Annotated in this window: 17 protein-coding genes; all 17 read left to right on the forward strand. The window is 43.5% G+C overall.

What is annotated here, in order from left to right; genetic code table 11:
• The first annotated feature begins 1 nt into the window (after position 1).
• The 17 genes from iolB to HNR44_RS03610 all read left to right on the forward strand — a co-directional run bounded on the left by iolB (position 2) and on the right by HNR44_RS03610 (position 22,525).
• Positions 2–820 (forward strand): 5-deoxy-glucuronate isomerase, encoded by an 819-nt coding sequence (gene iolB, locus HNR44_RS03530; protein ID WP_184402716.1) that lies wholly within the window; start codon positions 2–4, stop codon positions 818–820.
• A 3-nt stretch (positions 821–823) separates the two neighbouring features.
• Positions 824–1,783 (forward strand): 5-dehydro-2-deoxygluconokinase, encoded by a 960-nt coding sequence (gene iolC, locus HNR44_RS03535; RefSeq protein WP_184402717.1) that lies wholly within the window; start codon positions 824–826, stop codon positions 1,781–1,783.
• Positions 1,784–1,789: 6 nt separating this feature from the next.
• On the forward strand, positions 1,790–3,709 hold the full coding sequence (gene iolD / locus HNR44_RS03540; RefSeq protein ID WP_184402718.1) for a 3D-(3,5/4)-trihydroxycyclohexane-1,2-dione acylhydrolase (decyclizing): 1,920 nt from the start codon (positions 1,790–1,792) through the stop codon (positions 3,707–3,709).
• A 51-nt stretch (positions 3,710–3,760) separates the two neighbouring features.
• A complete protein-coding gene (locus HNR44_RS03545; protein ID WP_246406966.1) occupies positions 3,761–4,621 on the forward strand; it encodes a class II fructose-bisphosphate aldolase in 861 nt (286 codons plus the stop codon).
• A gap of 447 nt (positions 4,622–5,068) precedes the next feature.
• A complete protein-coding gene (locus tag HNR44_RS03550; protein ID WP_184402719.1) occupies positions 5,069–6,391 on the forward strand; it encodes an extracellular solute-binding protein in 1,323 nt (440 codons plus the stop codon).
• Between the two features lie 75 nt (positions 6,392–6,466).
• Positions 6,467–7,417, forward strand: a complete 951-nt coding sequence (locus HNR44_RS03555; RefSeq protein ID WP_184402720.1) for a carbohydrate ABC transporter permease — start codon at positions 6,467–6,469, stop codon at positions 7,415–7,417.
• Entirely contained in the window at positions 7,418–8,218 is an 801-nt protein-coding gene (locus tag HNR44_RS03560) for a carbohydrate ABC transporter permease (RefSeq protein ID WP_184402721.1), read from the forward strand.
• The gene (locus HNR44_RS03565; RefSeq protein WP_425489447.1) at positions 8,206–9,237 is read left to right on the forward strand and encodes an ABC transporter ATP-binding protein; all 1,032 of its coding nucleotides are present in this window, start codon (positions 8,206–8,208) and stop codon (positions 9,235–9,237) included. The genes HNR44_RS03560 and HNR44_RS03565 overlap by 13 nt, the downstream gene beginning before the upstream one ends.
• Positions 9,238–9,934: 697 nt before the next feature.
• On the forward strand, positions 9,935–10,948 hold the full coding sequence (locus tag HNR44_RS03570; protein WP_184402722.1) for a Gfo/Idh/MocA family protein: 1,014 nt from the start codon (positions 9,935–9,937) through the stop codon (positions 10,946–10,948).
• Positions 10,949–11,010: 62 nt separating this feature from the next.
• Complete coding sequence (gene iolG / locus HNR44_RS03575; RefSeq protein WP_184402723.1) at positions 11,011–12,045, forward strand: inositol 2-dehydrogenase; 1,035 nt, start codon at positions 11,011–11,013, stop codon at positions 12,043–12,045.
• Positions 12,046–13,640: 1,595 nt separating this feature from the next.
• Positions 13,641–14,657: a TAXI family TRAP transporter solute-binding subunit gene (locus tag HNR44_RS03580; protein WP_184402724.1), complete on the forward strand. Its 1,017-nt coding sequence runs from the start codon at positions 13,641–13,643 to the stop codon at positions 14,655–14,657.
• Between the two features lie 17 nt (positions 14,658–14,674).
• Positions 14,675–16,666, forward strand: coding sequence for a TRAP transporter permease (locus tag HNR44_RS03585; protein ID WP_184402725.1), 1,992 nt, complete (start codon positions 14,675–14,677; stop codon positions 16,664–16,666).
• A 237-nt stretch (positions 16,667–16,903) separates the two neighbouring features.
• The gene (locus tag HNR44_RS03590; protein WP_184402726.1) at positions 16,904–18,052 is read left to right on the forward strand and encodes an acyl-CoA dehydrogenase family protein; all 1,149 of its coding nucleotides are present in this window, start codon (positions 16,904–16,906) and stop codon (positions 18,050–18,052) included.
• A gap of 4 nt (positions 18,053–18,056) precedes the next feature.
• Positions 18,057–19,661 (forward strand): long-chain-fatty-acid--CoA ligase, encoded by a 1,605-nt coding sequence (locus HNR44_RS03595; RefSeq protein WP_184402727.1) that lies wholly within the window; start codon positions 18,057–18,059, stop codon positions 19,659–19,661.
• A 2-nt stretch (positions 19,662–19,663) separates the two neighbouring features.
• Positions 19,664–20,530: a 3-hydroxyacyl-CoA dehydrogenase family protein gene (locus tag HNR44_RS03600; RefSeq protein WP_221434195.1), complete on the forward strand. Its 867-nt coding sequence runs from the start codon at positions 19,664–19,666 to the stop codon at positions 20,528–20,530.
• Between the two features lie 15 nt (positions 20,531–20,545).
• Positions 20,546–21,322, forward strand: coding sequence for an enoyl-CoA hydratase/isomerase family protein (locus HNR44_RS03605; RefSeq protein WP_184402728.1), 777 nt, complete (start codon positions 20,546–20,548; stop codon positions 21,320–21,322).
• Between the two features lie 15 nt (positions 21,323–21,337).
• Positions 21,338–22,525, forward strand: coding sequence for a thiolase family protein (locus HNR44_RS03610; RefSeq protein ID WP_184403540.1), 1,188 nt, complete (start codon positions 21,338–21,340; stop codon positions 22,523–22,525).
• Positions 22,526–22,544: the final 19 nt, after the last annotated feature.

Here is a 22,544-nt window from a genome sequence, read left to right on the forward strand (position 1 = left end):
CATGGCTGATTTATTATATAAAAAAGGCAATTCCGCATTGTTTGAAGGCGTAACGTTGATTCAGGATATCAATCAATCAAACGCCGGCCTGGAATACGTTCAATTTAAAGTCATTGAAATGGAGGAAGGTTCCAGATACGAAGAAAACCTGGAAAATATCGAATTGTGTGCCGTTATCCTCACAGGCAATGTTGATGTGTCAGTGGAAGGGGATCACCACCCCAATCTTGGCACAAGGGAGTCTGTGTTTGAAAAGAAACCGACGGACAGTATTTATATTCCTTCTATCAAGCATTTCAATATTAAAGCTAACAAGCCAGCAAAAGTGGCGCTCTGTTACGCTAGTTCCAGCAAAATGCTGGAGACGAAAGTTATCAAAGCGACTGACATTGCTAAAGAACGCCGCGGCAAATACTCGAACCAGCGGCTGGTGCATAATATTTTGCCGGATGATGTGGATATTCCCGAAAACTTATTAGTGGTGGAAGTCTATACAGACAGTGGAAATTTCTCAAGTTACCCTCCCCATAAACACGACCAGGACAATCTGCCGAAGGAATCAATGTTGGAAGAAACGTATTATCATGAAATCGATCCGCAGCAGGGATTTGTGTTCCAACGAGTATACACAGATGATCGGTCATTAGACGAAACCATGGCCGTGGAGCACCAGGATTGCGTTTCGGTGCCAAGAGGGTATCACCCTGTAGGGGTTCCTGACGGGTACGATTTGTATTATTTGAATGTTATGGCCGGTCCGAAGAGAAAGTGGAAGTTTCATAATGATAAAGACCATGAATGGATTCTGGAGAGGGATTAAAGGATGAGCAAAAAGAATTTAATAACGTTCGGCAGAGCAGCAGTTGACCTGAATGCCACAGAATATAACCGCCCCATGGAAGAAACGATGACGTTTTCGAAATACGTAGGGGGTTCGCCTGCAAATGTGGCCATCGGAACCTCAAAACTTGGCCTCGACGTCGGGATGATTGCGAAAGTGTCTGACGACCAGCACGGCAATTTCGTACTGGACTACATGGATAAAGCAGGAGTGGACACCAATTATATCACCAAAGATATAGAAGGAAGAAAAATCGGGCTAACGTTTACGGAAATTAAAAGCCCGGAAGAATGCAGTATCTTAATGTATCGTGATAACGTAGCGGACCTTTATTTAAGCGTTAATGATTTTGATGATGAGTACATCCAATCTGCGGAAACATTGCTTGTTTCCGGAACTTCGTTAAGTCAATCTCCTTCTAGGGAAGCTGCCCTACATGCTATTGATACAGCGAAAAAGCATGGTGTAGAAGTCATTGTTGAATTAGATTACCGCCCTTATACGTGGAAAAGCAAAGAGGAGACATCCATCTACATGACGGCGGCAGCGAGAATGGCAGATGTCGTGATAGGCACAAAAGATGAATTTGATGTGCTCGAAAACGCGGGCGGCCATTCCGATGAAGAGTCTGTTAAGAAACTATTTAACCATTCTCCTCAGTTGATTGTCGTAAAGCATGGTGTGAAAGGGTCAAAGGCCTTTACCAGAGATGGGGAAGTGATCGAAGGTGATGTGTACAAAACGCAAGTGTTAAAAACATTTGGTGCAGGAGATTCCTTCGCCTCCGGCTTTATTTATGCAATGAAGCAGAAGAAAGGGATAAAAGAAGCATTAAAGTACGGCAGTGCCGCAGCTTCGATTGTAGTTTCCAAACACAGCTCATCGGAAGCGATGCCGACCGTCGAAGACATTGAAACGTTAATTAAGAAACATGGAGGGTGAGGCGTTATGTCCAAAACCATAAAGTTAACCACTTCCCAGGCCCTCATCAAGTTTTTAAACAACCAGTACATTTATTTTGACGGTGAAGAAACACCGTTTGTTGAGGGGATTTTTAATATTTTCGGCCATGGGAATGTGCTCGGGATTGGCCAGGCGATGCAGGAAGATACCGGGGATTTAAAGGTTATCCAAGGGAAAAATGAGCAGGGTATGGCTCAGGCAGCGGTGGCATTTGCGAAAGAAAACTTCAGTAGGAAAATTTTTGCCGTTACTTCCTCTATAGGCCCGGGATCTGCCAACTTAGTAACAGCTAGCGCAACCGCACTTGCTAATAATCTTCCTGTATTGTTTTTGCCAGGAGATACATTTGCAATTCGACAGCCAGATCCGGTGCTTCAACAGATTGAACATTTTCACAGCCAGAAAATTACGACGAATGATGCTTTGAAACCGGTGTCTCGTTATTGGGACCGGATTGAACGACCGGAACAGCTGATGGCCGCGTTATTACGGGCGTTCGAAGTGATGACCAATCCGGAAACGGCCGGGCCGGTGACTTTGTCAATTGCCCAGGATGTAGAAGGAGAGCCCTTTGAATACGATGAAGCTTTTTTTGAAAAACGGGTCCATTATGTAGACAGGGTAATTCCATCCGAAGAAGCATTACATCGAGCGGCAGATGTACTCAAAAAGGCAGAAAAGCCATTAATGGTGATTGGCGGCGGAGCGAAATATTCGATGGCGGGTAAAGAAATTGCGGATTTCTCCCAAAAATACGGGATAGGGATGGTGGAAACACAGGCTGGGAAATCTACCGTCTCTTCTAGTCACCCTTACAATCTGGGCGGGGTAGGCGTGACGGGAACGTTGGCTGCCAATAAAGCCGCGAAACAAGCTGATTTGATCATCGGAGTCGGCACACGCTATACGGATTTTACCACTTCTTCCAAAACCGCTTTTAGCTTTGAGGAAGCAGCTTTTATTAATATCAACGTCAGTCGGATGCAAACCTATAAGTTTGATGCGCTCCAGCTGGTGGGAGATGCCAAGGTCACCATTCAAAAGCTTCACAGATTGTCAGGAAACAAGAAAAAAGCGTTCGCCGACGAGTTAATAGAGTATAAACAAGAATGGGAGGACGAGAGAAATCGGCTCGCTGAAATCCAGGTGGATTTAAATGAAGAGAGCTATCAGCCAGAAGTGCAAGATGCTTTCGGACGTGAACAACTAAAAGCATATGCGGAAGCTTTAGATACGAAGTATGCCCAAACAACCGCGTTAATCAAGGTGAATGAAATCATCGACCCATCGAGTTATGTGGTTACTTCGGCCGGATCCCTGCCGGGGGATATGCACCGGATCTGGAATCCTACAATAGATAACACCTATCATGTCGAGTATGGATACTCTGCTATGGGCTATGAGATTGCCGGCAGTTTAGGCGTGAAGATTGCTCATCCGGATAAAGAAGTGTACAGCATGGTAGGGGACGGCAGCTTTTTAATGCTCCATTCAGAAATGATAACGGCTCTTCAATACAATCACAAAATCAATATTATTTTGTTCGACAATTCCGGTTATGGCTGTATCAACAATCTCCAAATGGGCCACGGCAGTGACAGTTACTGTACCGAATTTACCAAGACAGACGGTAGCATTCTCAACATCGATTATGCCAAGGTGGCTGAGGGATACGGCTTGGATACATTTACGGCCCGGAACAATGAAGAACTGGAACAAGCGTTAGAAGCATCGAAAAAGAGCACAAAGTCCACCCTTATTCAAATCAAAGTACTGCCTAAAACGATGACGGACGGGTATGAAAGCTTTTGGAACGTCGGCATCTCGAAACATTCTTCAAACCAAAATGTGATGTCCAAAGTACCGGAAGTAGAAGATATGAGAAGCCGTGCCAAACAATATTAAAATGTGCGAATTATGATCGACAAGCAAAAGGTGCAGTGGAGAAAGGGGACCATGAATTTGGGTGATGAGATGTACAATATTTTAGATGATGCATTAAAAAAAAAATATGCTGTTCCGCAATTTAATATGAACGGGTTGATTTGGCTAGAGTCGATATTAAAAACCGGAGAAAAATGTGGGGCCCCTGTAATTGTAGGGACGACCGATAAAATTGTTGATCAATTAGGTGGTTTCAATCTACTGGCCCAAACATTTAAAGTGATGAAAGAAGAATTGGAAATAACGGCGCCTGTCGTACTGCATTTGGATCATGGACAGAAGATAGAAAGGTGTTTTCAAGCTATTGACGCAGGTTATGACTCAGTCATGTATGACGGCTCCAAGTTGCCGATTGAAGAAAACGTAGAAAACACAAAAAAGGTAGTAGATTATGCCCATGCTCAAGGCGTCACCGTAGAAGCGGAAGTCGGTAGCGTCGGGGGGACAGAGGATGGAGTTTATAGTGATTTACTCTATGCAAGCCTGAATGAATGCATTCAACTCGTAAAAAACACGGGCATTAACAGTTTAGCGCCAGCTTTAGGATCTGTCCATGGCAAATACAAGGGTGAACCTAACTTGGGTTTTAAAGAAATGGAAGAACTTCGCTCTTTTGTTGACATTCCTTTTGTCCTTCATGGTGCTTCCGGCATATCGGATACCGAACTGCAAAAGACGATATCTTATGGACATGCTAAAATCAACTACAATACGGAATTAAATATTTCCTGGTCCAAAGCTTTACGGAACAAACTCACGGAAGACACAGAATTGTACAATCCAATGGAAATTTTAAAGCCAAGCAAAGAGGCATTAAATAGCACCATTGAAGAAATTATTCAGCGAACTGGCGCTTGGAAGCAAGCAAAATAATGAAGACGTTGGGGGCATGGGAGTTGCCCCTTTAAGGATTTTGAAGGAGATAGCGGAAAACTTAATGGTTGGATGCAATTTTTTCTAAGCCCATAACGCATTTTACAATAATAATCATAAAAAGATTACGACGAAATTTCCCTATTGTTAAAGTTTTTGGAATTTTATTTCATTAACGGGTCGTAAAGAAAGCGCTTACTAAAATTACATTATTATTGCTGATTTTGGTAACGAGTAGGGTGATAATGACGTACGAAGGGGGTGGATTCTTCAGCTTTATCTGGATAGATTTTAAATGGAATATGATATTTTATAAACCGGTTGCTATATAATTTGAAAAGAGCGAGAAGACTTATGGTTGGAACTTGAATGAGGAATATGGCTCAAATTTTGAAATCATTAAATTTGAAAGTAAACGCTTACTCTATTTTACGAGGAGGTTCCAATATGAAAAGGTTATTTGTAGGAACTTGTTATGCTTTATCCTTGTCATTAGTTCTAGCAGCATGTGGCAGTGGTGACGATTTATCAGAAGAAACAGGAGCCGAGGGCGAGGAGGCTCCGGATTCGATATCAGTGGCTATGGTTGCTGGTCAAGAATCCGCTGCTATGCGACCAATTATTGCAGAATTTGAGGAAGAAACCGGTATAGAAATAGAGTGGAATGAATTTGATTATGACACGTTATATGAAAGGATTTTCAATGATCTCCAAAGCGGGTCAGGCACCTACGATGTCATCTTTGCTGATGATCCATGGATGCCTATGTTTGCAGGGGGAGGTTATTTAACACCATTAGATGAATTTGACTATGAAATAGATGAAGATTTTATGGAAAGTTCTAGGGCTCTTACTACATGGCCTCCTTCTGAAGGACCAAGGATGCCGGATATTGATCCTGAAGAAGAGCCGCGGCATTATGGTATTCCGCAAGTGGGAAACGTGCAATTGCTTTTCTGGCGCAAAGATATATTGGGCGATGAAGCACCGGAAACCTGGGAAGATGCAGCTGCCATGCTAGAAGAGCATGAAGATGAAACAGACTATGGCTTTGTGCCACGTGGTGCCCGGGGAAATGCGGTAGCTACGAATTTTAACGCTTTTATGTGGTCCCACAACGGCGATTTTTTTGATGACGATTGGAATGTGACTGTCAATGATAGTGAGGTTCATGAAGCGCTTAATCGATACACAGAACTGGCTGAAACGGGGCCATCCGGTGTGGCTAACTATGGCGCAGATGAAGTTGGACGGGCAATGTCTCAGGGTGATACATTGATGGCCATCGTTTGGCCTGTATGGGCTGAAACGATGGAAAATGAAGAAGAGTCCGAAGTTGTTGGAGATATAGGCTATGGATTAGTGCCACGTTCGGAAGATGGGGAACACGCCCCGCAAATTGGAAACTGGGTTTTTGCTATTCCTGAAGCGAGTGAAAATCGAAGAGCAGCTTTCGATTTTATTGAATGGGCTTCTTCGGAAGAGATTCAACTTCAAATGGCTCAAAACGGTGGTTTACCGACCAGAGAAAGTGTGTTGCTGAATGAAGAACTTAATGAAGAAATGCCTTATTTAGAAGCCGTTCACGAGGGGTTGGAAAACGCTGAAATCCGGCCAAGAACGCCATCCTATTCTGAAGTAGAAGAAACGATTGGAACCTATTTAAATCAAGTCGTAGCCGGAGAAATGAGTGAAGAAGACGCTTTAGAAAATGCAGCCTCTGATATTGAAGACATCATGGAGTCAGCTGGTCATTACGATACAGAGTAATAGGGCCTAAATGTCTAGAGTGCCACTCCTTGGTACTCTAGGCATAAACACCGGGAAAGGGGGAGGCATTCATCCATGAGCACACAAAGAGAAGTAGGCAAAACGGATCCTAATCAACATCCACGGATGACTAAAAAAACGAAAAAGTCGATTTTCAAACACAAACATATGCTGCCTTATTGGTTAATTCTACCTACCTTACTTCTAATCGGCCTTTTAACGATCGTTCCGCTCGGTTATTCCATCTATGTCTCTTTCCAGGATTTTGATACGTTTGGGAACCCTGCAGGATTTACAGGATCTAATTATGCGGATGTTCTTACGAGTGGCACTTATTGGAATTCTATGGGCATCACGTTTGCCTATACCTTCGGCGTCGTTGCGATTGAAATGTTTTTAGGATTGGTCTTAGCGTTATTAGTATCTAAAGACAGTAAAGTGATGGGTTATCTGCGCTGGGTGCTTATTATTCCCATGATGGTGTCCCCATTAGTCGTTGGGATTATCTTTCGGTTAATGTTAAACGCTGATATGGGCATTGCCAATTATATGTTAAGCGCCATCGGGCTTCCGGAGATTAATTTTTTGGGGACTTCTTTGAACGCCTTCTTATCGATCATGTTAGTTGATATTTGGCAGTGGACGCCGATGTGCTTTTTAATTATATTGGCTGGATTGCAATCCTTACCGCAAGATCCTTACGAAGCAGCTAGGTTAGACGGTGCGTCTAAGCTTCAAGTTTTGAGAGATATTACATTACCATTATTGAAACCGATCATTGTGGTTGCGCTTGTCATTCGAACGATGGATGCGCTACGGATGTTTGATCAAGTCTTTGTGTTAACACAGGGAGGTCCAGGGAGAGCGACAGAGGTCATAAGCTTTTTGATGTATCGCGTTGCGATGAGGTTCTCGGACTTCGGTTACGCTGCAGCCGGGTTATTCATTTTACTAGTATTCACTATTTTATTGTCTTATATAATGGTGCGAACGCTTAATCGTAATCAAAAGGAAGGAGGGGTTTAAATGGAGAACGCAAAAACCGGGATGAAAGCGAAGCGGTTAAGGGGAGAAATTATCCGATATATCACATTGTTTGGCATATGTCTGATTGTCTTGTTTCCGATATACTGGATGATTATAACTAGTTTCAAGCCCGCAGGGGAGTTATTTGCATCTGATCAAACGTTTTTCCCGCAAAATTTCACGCTTCAGTATTACATCGATCCCATTGATGGCGTAGTGAGTAGCGGCAGTCCATTTATAGGATTTTTCCTCAACAGCATGATTGTTGCAAGCGTTTCCATGATTATTTGTTTAGTGATTGGTTCATTGGCCGCTTATAGTTTGGCCAGATTTGAACTTAGGATCAATAAAAATGATCGCTTATCCTTTGCCATCCTTACCGCACGTATGCTGCCTCCAATTGTTGTGATTGTCCCTATGTATTTAATCATGCAATCACTGGGGCTTCTGAACACCCATTGGGCCATGATCATTGTTTATACAGGGTTTAATCTGCCATTTGTCGTTTGGATGATGAAGGCGTTTTTTCAAGAAATACCACCGGATTTGGAAGAATCTGCGATGGTAGACGGAGATTCAAGGATGAAGGCCTTTTATAAAATTGTCCTCCCATTAGCAGCGCCTGGCTTAGTGGCCACTTCGATTTTTACGCTCATTTTAACATGGAATGAATTTTTATTCGCGATGTTTTTATTGAACTCGGCAGATATGATGACCCTTCCGCCGGGGATCGCCACTTATATCACCCAATATGAAACGAACTGGGGAGAATTGACGGCAGCAGCTACATTAGCCGTTTGAATTTAACCATTAAGGACGGTGAATTTTTAGTTTTATTAGGCCCGTCCGGATGCGGAAAATCGACGGCGCTACGAATGTTGGCCGGTTTGGAAGATCCTTCATCAGGCGAAATCTATATCGGTCATCAACCGGTTACGGATATGGATCCCAAAGAAAGAGACATATCCATGGTTTTTCAAAGTTATGCACTGTACCCACACATGAGCGTGTATGAAAATATTACGTATCCGCTTAAAATCCGAAAAACCCCCAAAGCGGAAAGGAAAAAGAAGGCGGATGAAATCGCGGACATCCTGGAAATTGGTGATTTATTAAATCGAAAACCAAGAGCACTTTCAGGCGGGCAACGGCAACGTGTCGCTTTAGGGCGATCATTGATTCGGCAACCGAATGTATTTTTAATGGATGAACCACTCTCGAACCTTGATGCTAAATTACGGGTTCATATGCGTGGGGAAATTAAAAGGCTTCATAGTGAGCTTGGGATTACAAGCTTGTATGTCACGCATGATCAAACTGAAGCGATGACGATGGCCGACCGGATAGCCATTATGGAAGGAGGTCACTTACAACAACTTGCGCAACCTAACGAAATTTATCACAAGCCGGCCAACAAATATATCGGTGGGTTTATTGGTAGCCCTGCCATGAATATGGTCAGTGGTTATTGGAAAACGAAAGAGGGGAAAATCGATTTAGACGCCTTTGTTTGGGATATCGATCGAGAGTGGCAAGAAATTTTAGAGAAACAACTCTCCGGAGAGAATATGTATTTAGGTATCCGTCCTGAAGATGTCGAAGTGAGCGCATCCCCTATTTCTGAGGGCATTGAAGCTGAGGTTTATGTTGTAGAACCGTTAGGAAAAGAAATGATCGCGATTATGAAGGTGGGGGATCATACGATAACCGCGATAGTAGAACCGGACATGCCTTTGGATATGAACCAAAAAGTATGGTTAACGTTTAATTCAAATAAAGTACATGTGTTTGACGGGAGTACGGAGAAGAAGGTTGTCTAGTGAAATCAATTCATATAATCGTTTTAATTAAAGATCGCCGTCTCCTTTTCAAAGGGAGATGGTGATTTAGAAATATTGGGGATTAGGTAAATCTCTATAATAAACACGCTGTTGCTTCCGTTTCAATTAAGAAGTCGTGCGGCTTCGCGGACACGGATACGTTTTAAGTATTCAGAAGGTGAGCCCCCATAAATTTGATTAAAACAGAAGCTGATATATGAATGATTATAGTGCAGGGATATTTTCCAGCTTCGTTTTTTATAAAGACGAGATTCGAGAAAATAAGCGACTTCCTTGACGATTTATTGTTGAGATGTGGGAGTGTTACTTTCTTGTATTGGCTCATTTGCAAGGAAATACTGTGCAAGCGTGCTAATGAAGTCGGAAAGACGTGCATGCAAACTGCGGAGTGGAATAGCTTCAAAGTAATCATCTTGTGTGAGATGGGGCGTTTTTTGCTGGTGAACACAACTTAGAACCGATTTTCCCCTCCTCATTAACAGAAACGTTTGCAACAGAAATTGACTCCTTTATTGAATCAATTCAGAACAACTACGCTGCATGCTGCTCTGGTAAGGATGGGGTTGCATCTCTCTTTATTGCTGAAGCGGCAGATAAGTCGTTTAAAATATGTAAATGCGTATTTTTATAGGAATCATAATTGATAAAATTAAGAAAAGAAGGAGATGATGGAACAGTGACACAAATAGTGAAGTGGGGTGTTCTTAGCACAGCAGAAATTGCGATAAAGCAAGTGATCCCTGCAATTCAGAAAGCGGAAAATGCAAACATTGAGGCAATAGCCAGCGAAAGTGGAAAGGAAATTGAAACCGCAAAAGCCTTTTCCATTCCTAAAACGTTCACAACTTATCAAGGTTTGCTTGAAGACCAGGAAATTGACGCTGTCTATATTCCACTACCCAATGGTCTTCACTCAAAATGGGTCAAAGAAGCTGCCGAACGAGGGAAGCATGTGCTCTGTGAGAAACCGGCAGCGTTAACTGCAGAAGAGGCGGATGAAATGACGAGCTTCTGTGAAGAGCATAATGTTTTATTTATGGAAGCATTTATGTATCAATTTCATCCTCAACATGCTCGCGTAAAAGAAATGATTAATGCAGGTGAAATTGGTGAAGTGAAACATATGAATTCGAGACTGTCCTTCGTTCTTCATCAACTGGAAGGTAATATTCGAATGGACCGGCAACTTGGTGGTGGCAGCCTGTATGATTTAGGATGTTATTGTATTCATGCCATCCGTATGATTACCAATTCGGAACCTTCCCGTGTCTATACTATTCAAGATAAGCATGACCTTTATAATGTTGATATGTCAGCTTCCACCGTAATGGAATTGGAAAATGGCGTTCATGCTTCTTTTGATTGCAGTATGGGTATAGCAGGTCGTCATTCATATGAAGTCGTAGGAACCGAAGGGAGGATTGAAGTGATGAAAGCTTATGTACCTCAACTAGATGGAGAAGGTATTATTCACATTGAGAGGGAAGATGGCCACCAACGAACAGAGAAAATTATAGGCTATTACTATCCACTTGGTATCGAGCATTTCTCGACATCAATTCTTAACGGGTCGGAGCCAATCTATTCAAGGGAAAGCACCGTCGAAAACATGAAAGTTCTTGATGCCTGCCATCGCTCTATTGAGACCAAACAAGTCGTAGATATAGCGACAGTTGATAATCGGAATTGATCTTAGGTGGTCCCATTCCAAATGAATGAATATTAATGGATCCAAAGAGGAGGAGAATAACTATGAAAACTTTAAGCGTAGGGATAATTGGTGCAGGACGTATTGGACGGCTTCATGCGGAGAATATCTTGCAATCAAATAATCTTCACCTAAAGGCTGTTTGTGATATAAATACTGAACATTTGAAGGGAAGTTTTATAGAAAAAAATGTTCCTATTATAACAACAAATGTATCCAAGTTACTTTCTGATGACGATATTGAAGCAGTGATAATTTGCTCTTCAACGGACACCCATTCCCATTACATTAAAGAAGCTGCAATTTCAAATAAACATATCTTTTGTGAGAAGCCTATCAGTAAGAATGTAACAGAAACCGAGGAAGTATTACGTGTCATAAAAGAGAATGGCGTCAAGTTGCAAGTAGGTTTTAATCGTCGTTTTGACAAACACTTTCGGAAAGTACAGCAAACGGTTCAGTCTAAACAAATTGGCACACCTCAATTAATTAAAATCAGCTCTCGCGATCCAGAACCGCCTACACTTGAATATGTAGCGGGGGCAGGCGGAATGTTCATGGACATGACAATTCATGATTTTGATATGGCTCGTTACCTGGCGGATTCTGAAGTGGTTGATATTTCGGTCAACGCAACAAATGTGATTAACCCACAGTTTTCTATTTACGATGATGTAGATACTGCTATCATTACCATGACTTTTGAAAATGGTGCTTTGGGGGTTATCGATAATAGCAGGCAGGCTGTATATGGCTATGATCAGCGTGTGGAGGTTTTTGGAGACAAAGGAGTTGTCTCTGCTGATAATGAAAATGAAACTAATGTAAAAATTGCAACACAAGAAACCGTCAGTATGGATCACCCAAAGTATTTTTTCCTCGAGCGCTACCATGAAGCATATCGTGAGGAATTAAATGAATTTGCTAACGCTATTATTAGAAATAAGCCGTTGCTATGTACCGGTAATGATGGATTTCAAGCAGAAAAATTGGCTTTTGCAGCCAAAAAATCTAAAGAAGAAAATCGTACAATCTGTTTATCAGAGCTCAACAATTTGTTTCCTACTACAGATAGGTGAAGGGATACAACCCGTAGAAAATAGGCCTTGTTACTGATAGTATAGGTCATTTGCTTTTTGACGCAATGTTAGGCAGATGTGAAGATCTCGGAATCAGTGAAGTCGAATTAGGGTGCGGTAATTGACCTGAGGTACCGCATATAGAGCTGGATGAGTGGTTAGCAAGTAAGAACAAAAGAGATGAAATCATTGCTCTGCTCGACCAGCACAATATGCATATTTCTGCGCTTAACTGTTCTGTAAATCCTCTATTCCCAGGAAAAGAAGAGATAAAGACCGAAACATGTTCAGACGACATTTGCTCTCGCAGAACTCCTTAACGTACACAAAGTCGTGATGATGTCTGGGCTCCCTGGTGCGGGTCAAAAAGATGAATATCCTAATAGTTCTCCGTGATTGCAAACAACCGGAGGCCCTATTTTAAACAGATTTATCATTGGGCTCATATCATTATTTTAGCTTCAGTTTTTTGCTTTTAGCTTGCGATTTATATACGTACCCATCTTTAGCTTATACCTTGCCCCTTGAGGTTATTCAATTTCCATATCAATCAATCGGCATCATCCTCGGCGGTTATGGTGTAATGCAAATATTGCTACGCTTTCCGTTGGGGATTCTGTCTGATCGATTAAAACACTTGCGAAAAATACATCGCTGCCATTAACGTGCTTATTCTTGTGCTGTTTTAATCTTATATGATGATTTTCATCGGACGGCTGCCATGTGGGTAATGGCAACGATTATGTACGCGCAATATTATAAGTCTGAGAACTCAGGCCGAGCTATGGGCGGGATGCAATTTCTAACCGTTATGTCACAGTTCTCCAGTATGATTACCGCCGGTTTTAATCTACGATAGCTGCGTGATTAATGAACCGACTTCGGCATATAAGTCCTCCATTTACTTCTCAGATGTCCCCTTTCTATGTACCTTTTTGTTTGGTGCATCTTTTCCAGAACCGTTTCCGCCACTGTTTTAACGGATTGAAATGGATCCCGTGCTTATTAGCAATTTATTGTAGGGCTTCCCCCTCTCTGAACATTTCCAATACAATTTTAGAAGATTTAAACTAAGAAGGATAACTTTTTCGTTTTATATACCTACTTTAATACCTCCCTTTTATGTCTCCATTATAACCACCACTACAAGGCCAACAATGAACCCTGTAAAATCATTGTATGATTTTAGTTTATTTGCCTCGTAGTATTCGCTCCCGCCACAATAATTGTAAGAAATAAAAGAGGATTGGTTATCGGGATGGCAGAACCTCATTTATGCAAGTAGTAATAGAAAGGGAAAAGGGGAGCGGCATGGGAGTCCTATTTTTTATTCATAGGTGTTAACTGAATAAAAATCTATGAACCTTCGTTATTCGTCCACTGAATAAATAAAAAACGATCCCCCATTCTCATCATTCATATTTGTATTATTCATACATGAGTGAATGATATGATCTATAGGCGTTTTATTACGTGACTGTCCATAACCCTTCTATAGAAACACAATCATTGGCATCATTATTGCATTAGATAAAAGGACAGGACAATGAGCGAAAAGTCGTTATCAATGAAGTACATAATTTGGAGGGGTAACTTTGGAATTCCACAAAATAAGAAAACGTTTAAACTTGTTAGGAATCCTTTTATTGTTAGCTGTCATATTAACCTCCTGCAATAATGAAGCTGCAGACAATGATTGGCAGCATGCCCATATTTCCGGGCCGACGAATTCAGGGTGGTATCCACTTTCAACGTTATTTTCCGACATTTGGATGGATGAATTGGAAGAGGTGGATGTGACCGTTGTTGAAGGCGGGGCGATTGGAAACATTCGCGAAGTGAATACAGGGATCGATGTGCAGACCGGATTTGCTTTTGCCTCTGACTTTGTTGATGGAATGAACGGTGAAGGTGCGTTTGAAGGCGAACCTCAAGAGAATGTGAAGGCCATCGGAGCTTTTTATCCTACTTTTTGGAACATTGCGGTTTTGGAAGATAGTCCCTATGAATCCCTGGAAGATGTGGTCGAATATGGTGCAGATGTGATCCCCGGGAATCCCGGAGATGCAAGTGAAGCAACGTTTCACCGCATTTTTGAAGCCATGGGTTATGACGAAGAGGGTTTGGAAGAAGCGGGGGTTTCCGTTGATTATGGCGGTTATGGAGATGCTGCTAATCAGATGAGGGATGGGATTATTGATCTTACTGTTCAGGGAGGAGGTCCGTATGTTCCTGGTTTGACGGAAATTGACGCCACCCAGTCTGTGCGTCTTTTGTCGGTTCCAGAGGAAGTGAGGGATGAGTTGGATGAGCAAGGGTATGGATACACCACTGACTTGGAGATTCCCGCTGAGAGTTACAGCGGTCAAACCGAGGACACTCCAACGATTGCAAGCTGGGCGATGATGATCGTAAACGAGGATATGGATGAGGAAGTCGTTTATGAACTAACCAAGGCCATTTGGGAAAATGTCGATCGTGTGGAGGATGAACAACCAACACGGGGTGTATGGTTTGACCCCGAAGTGGCTTATGAAGAAATTGAAGATCCTGCAGAAAATATTCACCCAGGTGCGTTACGTTATTACGAAGAAATTGGTGTAACTGACTAGAAAGGGGGGAGTGCGCAATGGAGAAACATACGAGCGAACAATCAAGTGAAAAAATTGATTTAACAATCGCAGAAGAAAAAATGAATTCTTCCATAGAAAAAGCTTTGTATAACCCGGAATGTTGGTCATTTTGGAAGCGGTTACGGCAATTGATGATTGCCATCATTGCGATCATTCTTGCGATTTATGTGATCTACTTTGCGGCTGCCGGTGGTTTGCCGGCCTGGCAGCATCGCGCAGTTTTTACATCCATTGGATTGATTCTTTGTTTTAGTACATTTTCCTACCATAAAAACAAAAAACCTGGGCACCTTTTATTTGATGTTGTGCCTTTGACCTTGTCAATTGCCCTGCTCGGGCATGTGTTTCTTTCATACCCGGAAATTGCTCTTCGGCAGGGAGCTTCTACTCTTTTTGATCAAATGGTAGCTACGGTCACGATTTTGCTCATTATTGAAGGGGTCCGAAGAACGATCGGGCACGCGATGGCGATTTTGGCGTTGTTTTTCTGGCTGTATATTTTTATTGGCCCAATCTTTCCGGGAATCTTAGGACATCAAGGTTTTAGTTACGGCCGGATGACGGATGCCCTCTTTATTACGACAAATGGAATCTTCAGTGATCCTATCTATGTAGCTTCCACCGTGCTTATTCTATTCCTTATCTTTGCCGCATTTATGATGCGCACGGGGGTTGGACAGTTTTTTATTGAGTTTGCATTTTCATTAACTGGACGTATTCGCGGCGGGCCGGCTCTCGCTTCGGTGTTATCAAGCGGGTTGTTGGCAACGGTGAGCGGAAATGGAGCTGCGAATGCCTCCATGACGGGGCCGTTTACGATTCCGCTTATGAAAAGGGTCGGTTATACGAAAACATTTTCCGGTGCCGTGGAAGCGGTTGCTTCACAAGGTGGGCAGATTATGCCTCCGATTATGGGCGCTGCTGCTTTTGTTATGGCGGAATACACGGGAATACCTTACATTGAAGTTGCCGCTTTTGCGCTCCTTCCTGCTACTTTATTTTTTACCGTCGTTGGGGTTGTGATTTATTTTCAAGCTCGTCGTTTAGGTTTGGAAGGAATTCCGGGATATCAACTTCCAAACTTCTGGAAACTTATCGCAGGTAAAGGGTATTTAATTCTCCCATTAGTGATCATCATTATATTGATGGTCATCGGTTATAGCCCTATGAGAGCCGGAATGTGGGCATTGCTCTCCGTATTTATACTAAGCTTGTTTAAAAAAGAGAGCCGCTTGAATCTGATGGCTATCTTGGCTGCCTTGGAAAAAGGGATTCGCAATGCCGTGCCGACGATTATGGCTTGTGCAGGGGCCGGTATAATTGCCGGGTCTGTGATTATGACGGGACTTGGGATGAGCTTTTCCCGGTTCGCAGTCGAAATGTCAGGCGGACAACTGTTGCCGCTATTGTTGCTGATCATGATCGCATCCATTATTTTAGGAATGGGCATGCCGACGGTGTCAGCATATGTCATTCTCGCAACTGTTGCAGCAGGGGCATTAACCGAATTAGGCGTAGAGATGATTGTTGCCCATTTCTTTGTTTTCTATTTTGGCATCTTTTCCGGAATTACACCACCGGTGGCGATCACATCGTACATTACAGCAGGAATCGCGGGAAGCAATCCATTACGCACCGCCGTCTATTCCCTTCGAGTGGGGATGGCTGGCTTTATATTGCCGTACATGCTCGTCTATAATTCTTCGCTTTCCCTTGAAGGTAGCTTCATTTCGATCATTTTCGGCATTATGACAGCTCTATTGGGACTTGTGGCATTTGCCGGATTTATTGAAGGATGTATGTTGAAAATAACGGCTGTTTGGGAGCGAATTTTTCTATTAGTTTCGGCCATTCTATTGGTCTCGGATCATATCTGGACGGATTTCCTCGGTCTCGCGCTGCTATTGTTCATATTTATCTATCAATGGAGCGCTAAGGATAAACGAACATTAATGGATATTTCATCAGTAGAAAGAAAAGGACTGTGAAGATGGGTCGATATTCTACCTTGAGAGAGTGAAAACAAGGGGGGAGTATCCAGTGAATGCCCCCATTGACACCGGTTTCAATGTGAAGCCGGTTTTTTAATGTCCAGGATACAATATTAAATTAAATCATACATATTTGATTTTATTACGTGTCAAGAAGGCCCTTGAAAACCTCATAAAACATGGCATGCTTCTTGCATTTTTAATGGGAGAGTATACATCTGGAGGAGGAAAAGCATGAATTATAATATCAGCGAAGAAAATGAACAAATGCGGATGATGGTGAAAAACTTTGTAGAAAACGAAGTAGAACCTTATGCCCAGGAGATTGAAGAAGAGGATGATATCCCGCAGCATCTTGTCGATCAGGCCAAAGAGCTTGGGCTTTTTGGATTGAGTATTCCTGAGGAGTATGGGGGAATCGGTCTCGATACGGTCGGAAAGTGCATCGTGTACGAACAGTTGGGGCGTACGCACAATGGCTATGTCTCTCTCATTGGCGCCCACACCGGGATTGGGACTACGGGACTTGTACGGCTGGCTTCGGAGCGGTTAAAACAGAAATATTTGCCGGATTTAGCAGCAGGAAAGAAAATTGGCTGCTTCGCGCTTTCGGAACCAGGAGCAGGGTCGGATGCCACCAACCTTGGAACAACAGCGGAGAAAAAAGGGGATAAATGGATCGTAAACGGGACCAAACATTTTATTACAAATGCACCAATCGCCGATGTTTTCACTGTGTTCGCTCTGACTGACAAAGAAAAAGGAGCCAAAGGCGGCATCACTGCTTTTGTCATCGAAAAAGATTTTCCAGGGGTTACAGTAGGGAAGCCAGATAAGAAAATGGGCTTAAAAGGATCTCATACAAGCCAGGTAGTCTTTGAAGATTGTGAGGTCCCTGAAGAAAATGTGATTGGTGAAGTTGGAATGGGATATGTATCGGCGCTCACCATCTTAGGTGAAGGGCGTGTCGGATTAGCAGCCCGTTCTGTTGGATCATCGAAGAAGCTCATAGATCTTTCCATGGAGTATGCGGAAGAAAGGAAACAATTTGGAAAGCCGATTTCAAAACAGCAAGCGATTCAGTGGATGCTGGCTGATATGGAAACGGAAACAGAAGCTGCCAAAACGATGACCTATCGGGCTGCATGGCTGATTGATCAAGGTGAAAAAGCGATTAAAGAAAGTTCAATGGCAAAACTTTTTGCAACGGAAACGTACAACAATGTTGCTGATAAAGCGGTGCAAATCCATGGCGGGATGGGTTATATGGCTGAGTATCCGGCTGAACGATTTTACCGGGATGCCAGAATTACGAAAATCTATGAAGGTACCAATGAGATTCAGAGACTCATTATTTCCAAAGAAATGTTGAAAGGCTCGTGAGGCTATGGAACGCATTTGGCTCGAGCATTATCCTGAAAATGTGCCGGCGGACATTGAGGTTCCGAACCTTTCCGTCTACGATTTTCTGGAAAGGACGGCAGAAGATTATGGTGAGGTTCTCGCGGTCATTGATGGTGAGATGACTTACACGTATGAGGAATTGAGAGAAGAAGTGCAACGTTTCGCATCTTCTCTCTCGAATATCGGACTTCAAAAAGGGGATCGTGTCGCTTTAATGCTGCCAAATAGTGTTGAATATATCATGAGCTATTTTGCGGTCCAGCGTCTCGGCGGCATTATTGTCCAAGTGAACCCGATGTATCAAGAGGGGGAACTTGAGCATATTTTCCAACAAACGCATCCCTTGATGCTCATCGGGGAAGCAAAGCAAAAAGAGAAGATACAAACGATGAAAGGTCCAACATTTTCTATTTTTCATGGCCCCACAACTTTAGGGGAGAATGAATTTCATTTACACGATCTCCTTGACCAGGAGGATAGGAATATCCCTAAGACGATGATTGACTCCAAGGAAGATCCAGCGTTGATCCAATTTACAGGTGGGACAACCGGAACACCCAAAGGGGCCGTTCTTTCCCACTACAATTTAGTAGGAAACGTCTACCAAACGTTTGCATTCACATCAAACACCCTGCAAAGACCCGGTGAGGTTTTCCTTGGTGCTGCCCCTTTTTATCATGTAATGGCAATGTCGAGTGTTCTCAACCAAGGGGTTTTTGCTGCCGCGACAATCATTTGTATGAGGAAGTGGACGGTGGAAGAGGCCGTGGATATTATCGAACGTTATCGCCCTACCTATTTCCCCGCTGTACCAACGATGTACATTGGATTATTACGTTATGCAGAGAACTATCCTATTTCCCTTGATTCGATCAAGATGATGACGAGTGGAAGCGCACCTTTACCTGTCGAAGTAATGCGAAAAGTTGAGCAAATGACAGGAGGGATAATCTCCGAGGGGTATGGTTTGTCAGAAACTTCTCCAACGACACATCGAAACCCATTCCGAGGAAAACGGAAGACGGGGAGCATTGGACTTCCATTACCGAGCACTCAATGTAAAATTGTTGATATCGAAAGCGGTGAACAACTATCAGTTGGCCAGACCGGTGAATTGTGGATTAAGGGGCCACAAGTAATGCTCGGCTATTGGGGATTACCGGAAGAGACAGAGGAACAGATTCAGGATGGTTGGTTTGCTACCGGGGACATTGCTGAAGTTGACAGTGAAGGTTACTTCTATATTGTAGGTCGAAAAAAAGAAATGGTGATTGGCAGCGGCTTTAATATTTACCCGAGCGAAGTAGAAGGAATTATATATGAACACTCGAGTATTCATGAACTCGTCGTTTACGGGGTGCCGGATCCTTATCGTGGAGAAACGTTAAAAGCATCTATCGTCTTAAAAGAAGGAGAAACGCTTTCTGCAGAAGAATTAACGGCTTGGTGCAAAAACCGAATGGCAAGCTATAAGGTTCCGAAGATCATCGATTTTCGCGATTCGATTCCGAAAACGAGCGTGGGGAAAATATTGCGCCGGGAACTCGTTCAGGAAACGATCGATCAAATGAAAAAGGAGAGGAGTTAATAATGGTTCAACCCGTCAAAAAAGTTGCAGTTATTGGGGCAGGTGCGATGGGCTCTCAGATTGCAGCCGTATGTGCCCTCGCCGGCTTTAATGTACGGATCCAGGATATCCATGAGCCCACATTTGAAAAAAATATGGAAGAGATCAGTCAACGTTTGCAACGGAAAGTAGAAAAGGGAAAGCTGTCTCAGCAAGAATTGGATGATCGTTTTACACGGCTTGTTTTTGAACCTGAGATTGAAAGCGCTGTCGCTGGCTGTGATTTTGTTATCGAGGCCATTGTGGAGGATATTCAGACGAAACGGAAAGTTTTTCAAGAAGTGGATTTACATGCACCGAAAAACGCGATTTTGGCGACCAATAGCTCAACGATTGTAAGTTCAAAGATTGCAGATGTAACGTCTCGTCCGGATCTAGTGTGCAATTTTCATTTTTTTAACCCGGCGCTCGTCATGGAACTCATTGAGGTTGTCCAGGGACCGCATACGTCAGACGAAACAGCACAGACAGCGATGGAATTTGCACGAAAAATCAATAAAACACCAATCTTGTTGCAAAAAGAACTCAGCGGATTTGTAGCTAATCGCATGCTTGGCAGTCTTATGGATGAAGCATTGGATTTATATGAAAAAGGTGTCGCCAGCCATGAAGATATTGACCTTGCTTGTACGAAAGCCCTCAATCACCCGATTGGTCCGTTTCAATTGATCGACTTAACAGGGATTGATGTGCATTATCACGTACGGATGCAGCGTTATGAAGAATCGGGGGATGAATCCCAAAAACCGGCTGAATCGGTGAGGGAAAAATACAAAGCTGGTGAACTCGGACACAAAACCGGTAAAGGTTTCTACACGTATAATTCTTAAAAAGGGGAGATGAGGATGGATGGGGAGCTGATTCAATTAAAAATCGAAGAGCGCTGGGCGACGGTAACGATTAATCGGCCGGAAGTTCGAAACGCGATTAACACACAGGTGCTAGAGGAAATTGAGTACGCGCTGGATGAAGTGGGCAATCGTTCAGATGTGAATGGCGTTATTTTCACAGGAGCAGGTGAAAAAGCATTTGCTGCAGGCGCAGACATTCAACAGCTTCAAAATAAGGAAGCCATAGATGCGTTATCTCCGGGGATGCAAAGTGTGTATGATAAATTAGCAGACTTTGAAAAACCGACGATTGCCATGATTAATGGTGCTGCTGCCGGTGGTGGTTGTGAATTGGCCTTGGCCTGTGATATTCGTGTAGCAAGTTCAAAGGCAAAGATTGGACTTCCTGAATTGAATTTGGGCATTATTCCAGGTGCAGGCGGAACGCAACGTTTAACCCGCTTGGTTGGGAAAGGAAAAGCCGTTGAGATGATTTTACGAGGAAAACTTATCGATGCCGATGAAGCGCACCGCATCGGCCTTGTGAATGCAGTGGGTTCTCCGGAAGAGCTCGAGGGGAAAGTTCGGGAGATCACAGAAGATATTTCCGCCAAAGGGCCTCTTGCTGTCCGCCTTGCGAAGATGGTCGTGACTCGGGGAGCGGATTCGAATCTTGAAACTGCTGAGCTTCTGGAAAAGCTGGCACAGGCGGTAGCTTTTCAATCAGGGGATAAATATGAAGGCACTAGTGCTTTTCTGGAGAAACGAAAGGCAAATTTTCAAGGAAAATAGAAAGGAGGAAAAATGATGAACATCCGAAATAAAGAAATTGTCATTGCGAGCGCTGTGCGAACAGCAGTAGGACGTGCCGGGGGTTCCCTTCGGAATGTAGACAGCGGCCACATGGCTAGTACAGTGATTAAAGAAGCAGTATCAAGAGCAGGGGTTGAAAATGGTGATGTGGATGAAGTCATTTTAGGGGAAGTACGACAAACCACGGCTTCGTCGAATGTAGCACGGGTGGCCGCTTTGCGGGCAGGGATCCCGGAAAGTAAACCGGCGTTCACGGTGAACCGTCTTTGTGCTTCGAGCATGCAAGCCATTGGTGCCGGTGTCCAACAAATCTTGTTTGACCAGGCGGATGTGGTTGTGGCCGGTGGAACAGAAAACATGAGTCAGGCCCCGATGTATCTGCGCAATTCCCGCTACGGGGAAGGGTCACCGACACTCGTGGATTCTAACCTGGAAGCCGGGCAGCAGCCAAAAGAAATTTACGGCGATAAGCTTGGCATGGGGACAACCGCTGAAAATGTCGCGGAGCGGTACAACGTGTCTCGTGAAGATCAAGACGCATTTGCTTTTGAAAGCCAGCAACGAGCCAAAAAAGCGTTAGAAAATGAAATCTTTGCAGAGGAAATTGTGCCTGTTGAAGTCAAACAGCGAAAACATGCGTTCACGTTTTCTGTCGATGAACATCCACGGGACACGTCTTTGGAGAAACTTGCCTCTTTAAAATCGGCGTTTAAAACTGATGGTTCAGTAACGGCGGGAAATGCCTGCGGGCGAAATGATGGGGCATCTGCGCTTGTACTTATGACGAAAGAGAAAGCGGATGCCTTCGGGATTGCACCAATGGCCACCATTGTGGATTGGACGAGTGTGGGTGTCGATCCGGAGATCATGGGTATTGGTCCTGTTCCAGCCGTGCAAAAGCTTTTCGAAAAAACCGGTAAACGCAAGGAAGATATCGGGGTTTGGGAACTCAATGAAGCATTTGCGTCACAATCACTCGCAGTGATTCGTGAGCTAGGTTTGCCACAAGAAGAAGTTAATCGAAACGGGGGTGCCATCGCCTTGGGGCATCCACTTGGAGCAACAGGCGCGCGGATTACAACATCGCTCCTCTATGAAATGAAGCGTAAGGATGAACAGTATGGAGTTGCCACTTTGTGCGTAGGCGGTGGCCAGGGAATGGCCCTAATGCTCTCACGTTAAAAATGCTTAATTTCGTAAT

Origin of the sequence: Geomicrobium halophilum (assembly GCF_014207655.1) — a bacterium.
GTDB classification, from domain to species: Bacteria; Bacillota; Bacilli; order Bacillales; family Marinococcaceae; genus Geomicrobium; species Geomicrobium halophilum.

Excerpts from the sequence above, each read along its gene's own strand:
- HNR44_RS03595 (WP_184402727.1), top strand. The coding sequence starts at position 18,057 with ATGGAACGCATTTGGCTCGAGCATTATCCTGAAAATGTGCCGGCGGAC.
- HNR44_RS03610 (WP_184403540.1), top strand. The coding sequence starts at position 21,338 with ATGAACATCCGAAATAAAGAAATTGTCATTGCGAGCGCTGTGCGAACA.
- HNR44_RS03555 (WP_184402720.1), top strand. The coding sequence starts at position 6,467 with ATGAGCACACAAAGAGAAGTAGGCAAAACGGATCCTAATCAACATCCA.
- HNR44_RS03590 (WP_184402726.1), top strand. The coding sequence starts at position 16,904 with ATGAATTATAATATCAGCGAAGAAAATGAACAAATGCGGATGATGGTG.
- HNR44_RS03600 (WP_221434195.1), top strand. The coding sequence starts at position 19,664 with ATGGTTCAACCCGTCAAAAAAGTTGCAGTTATTGGGGCAGGTGCGATG.
- iolC (WP_184402717.1), top strand. The coding sequence starts at position 824 with ATGAGCAAAAAGAATTTAATAACGTTCGGCAGAGCAGCAGTTGACCTG.
- iolB (WP_184402716.1), top strand. The coding sequence starts at position 2 with ATGGCTGATTTATTATATAAAAAAGGCAATTCCGCATTGTTTGAAGGC.
- HNR44_RS03560 (WP_184402721.1), top strand. The coding sequence starts at position 7,418 with ATGGAGAACGCAAAAACCGGGATGAAAGCGAAGCGGTTAAGGGGAGAA.
- iolG (WP_184402723.1), top strand. The coding sequence starts at position 11,011 with ATGAAAACTTTAAGCGTAGGGATAATTGGTGCAGGACGTATTGGACGG.
- HNR44_RS03585 (WP_184402725.1), top strand. The coding sequence starts at position 14,675 with ATGGAGAAACATACGAGCGAACAATCAAGTGAAAAAATTGATTTAACA.
- iolD (WP_184402718.1), top strand. The coding sequence starts at position 1,790 with ATGTCCAAAACCATAAAGTTAACCACTTCCCAGGCCCTCATCAAGTTT.
- HNR44_RS03550 (WP_184402719.1), top strand. The coding sequence starts at position 5,069 with ATGAAAAGGTTATTTGTAGGAACTTGTTATGCTTTATCCTTGTCATTA.
- HNR44_RS03545 (WP_246406966.1), top strand. The coding sequence starts at position 3,761 with ATGAATTTGGGTGATGAGATGTACAATATTTTAGATGATGCATTAAAA.
- HNR44_RS03605 (WP_184402728.1), top strand. The coding sequence starts at position 20,546 with ATGGATGGGGAGCTGATTCAATTAAAAATCGAAGAGCGCTGGGCGACG.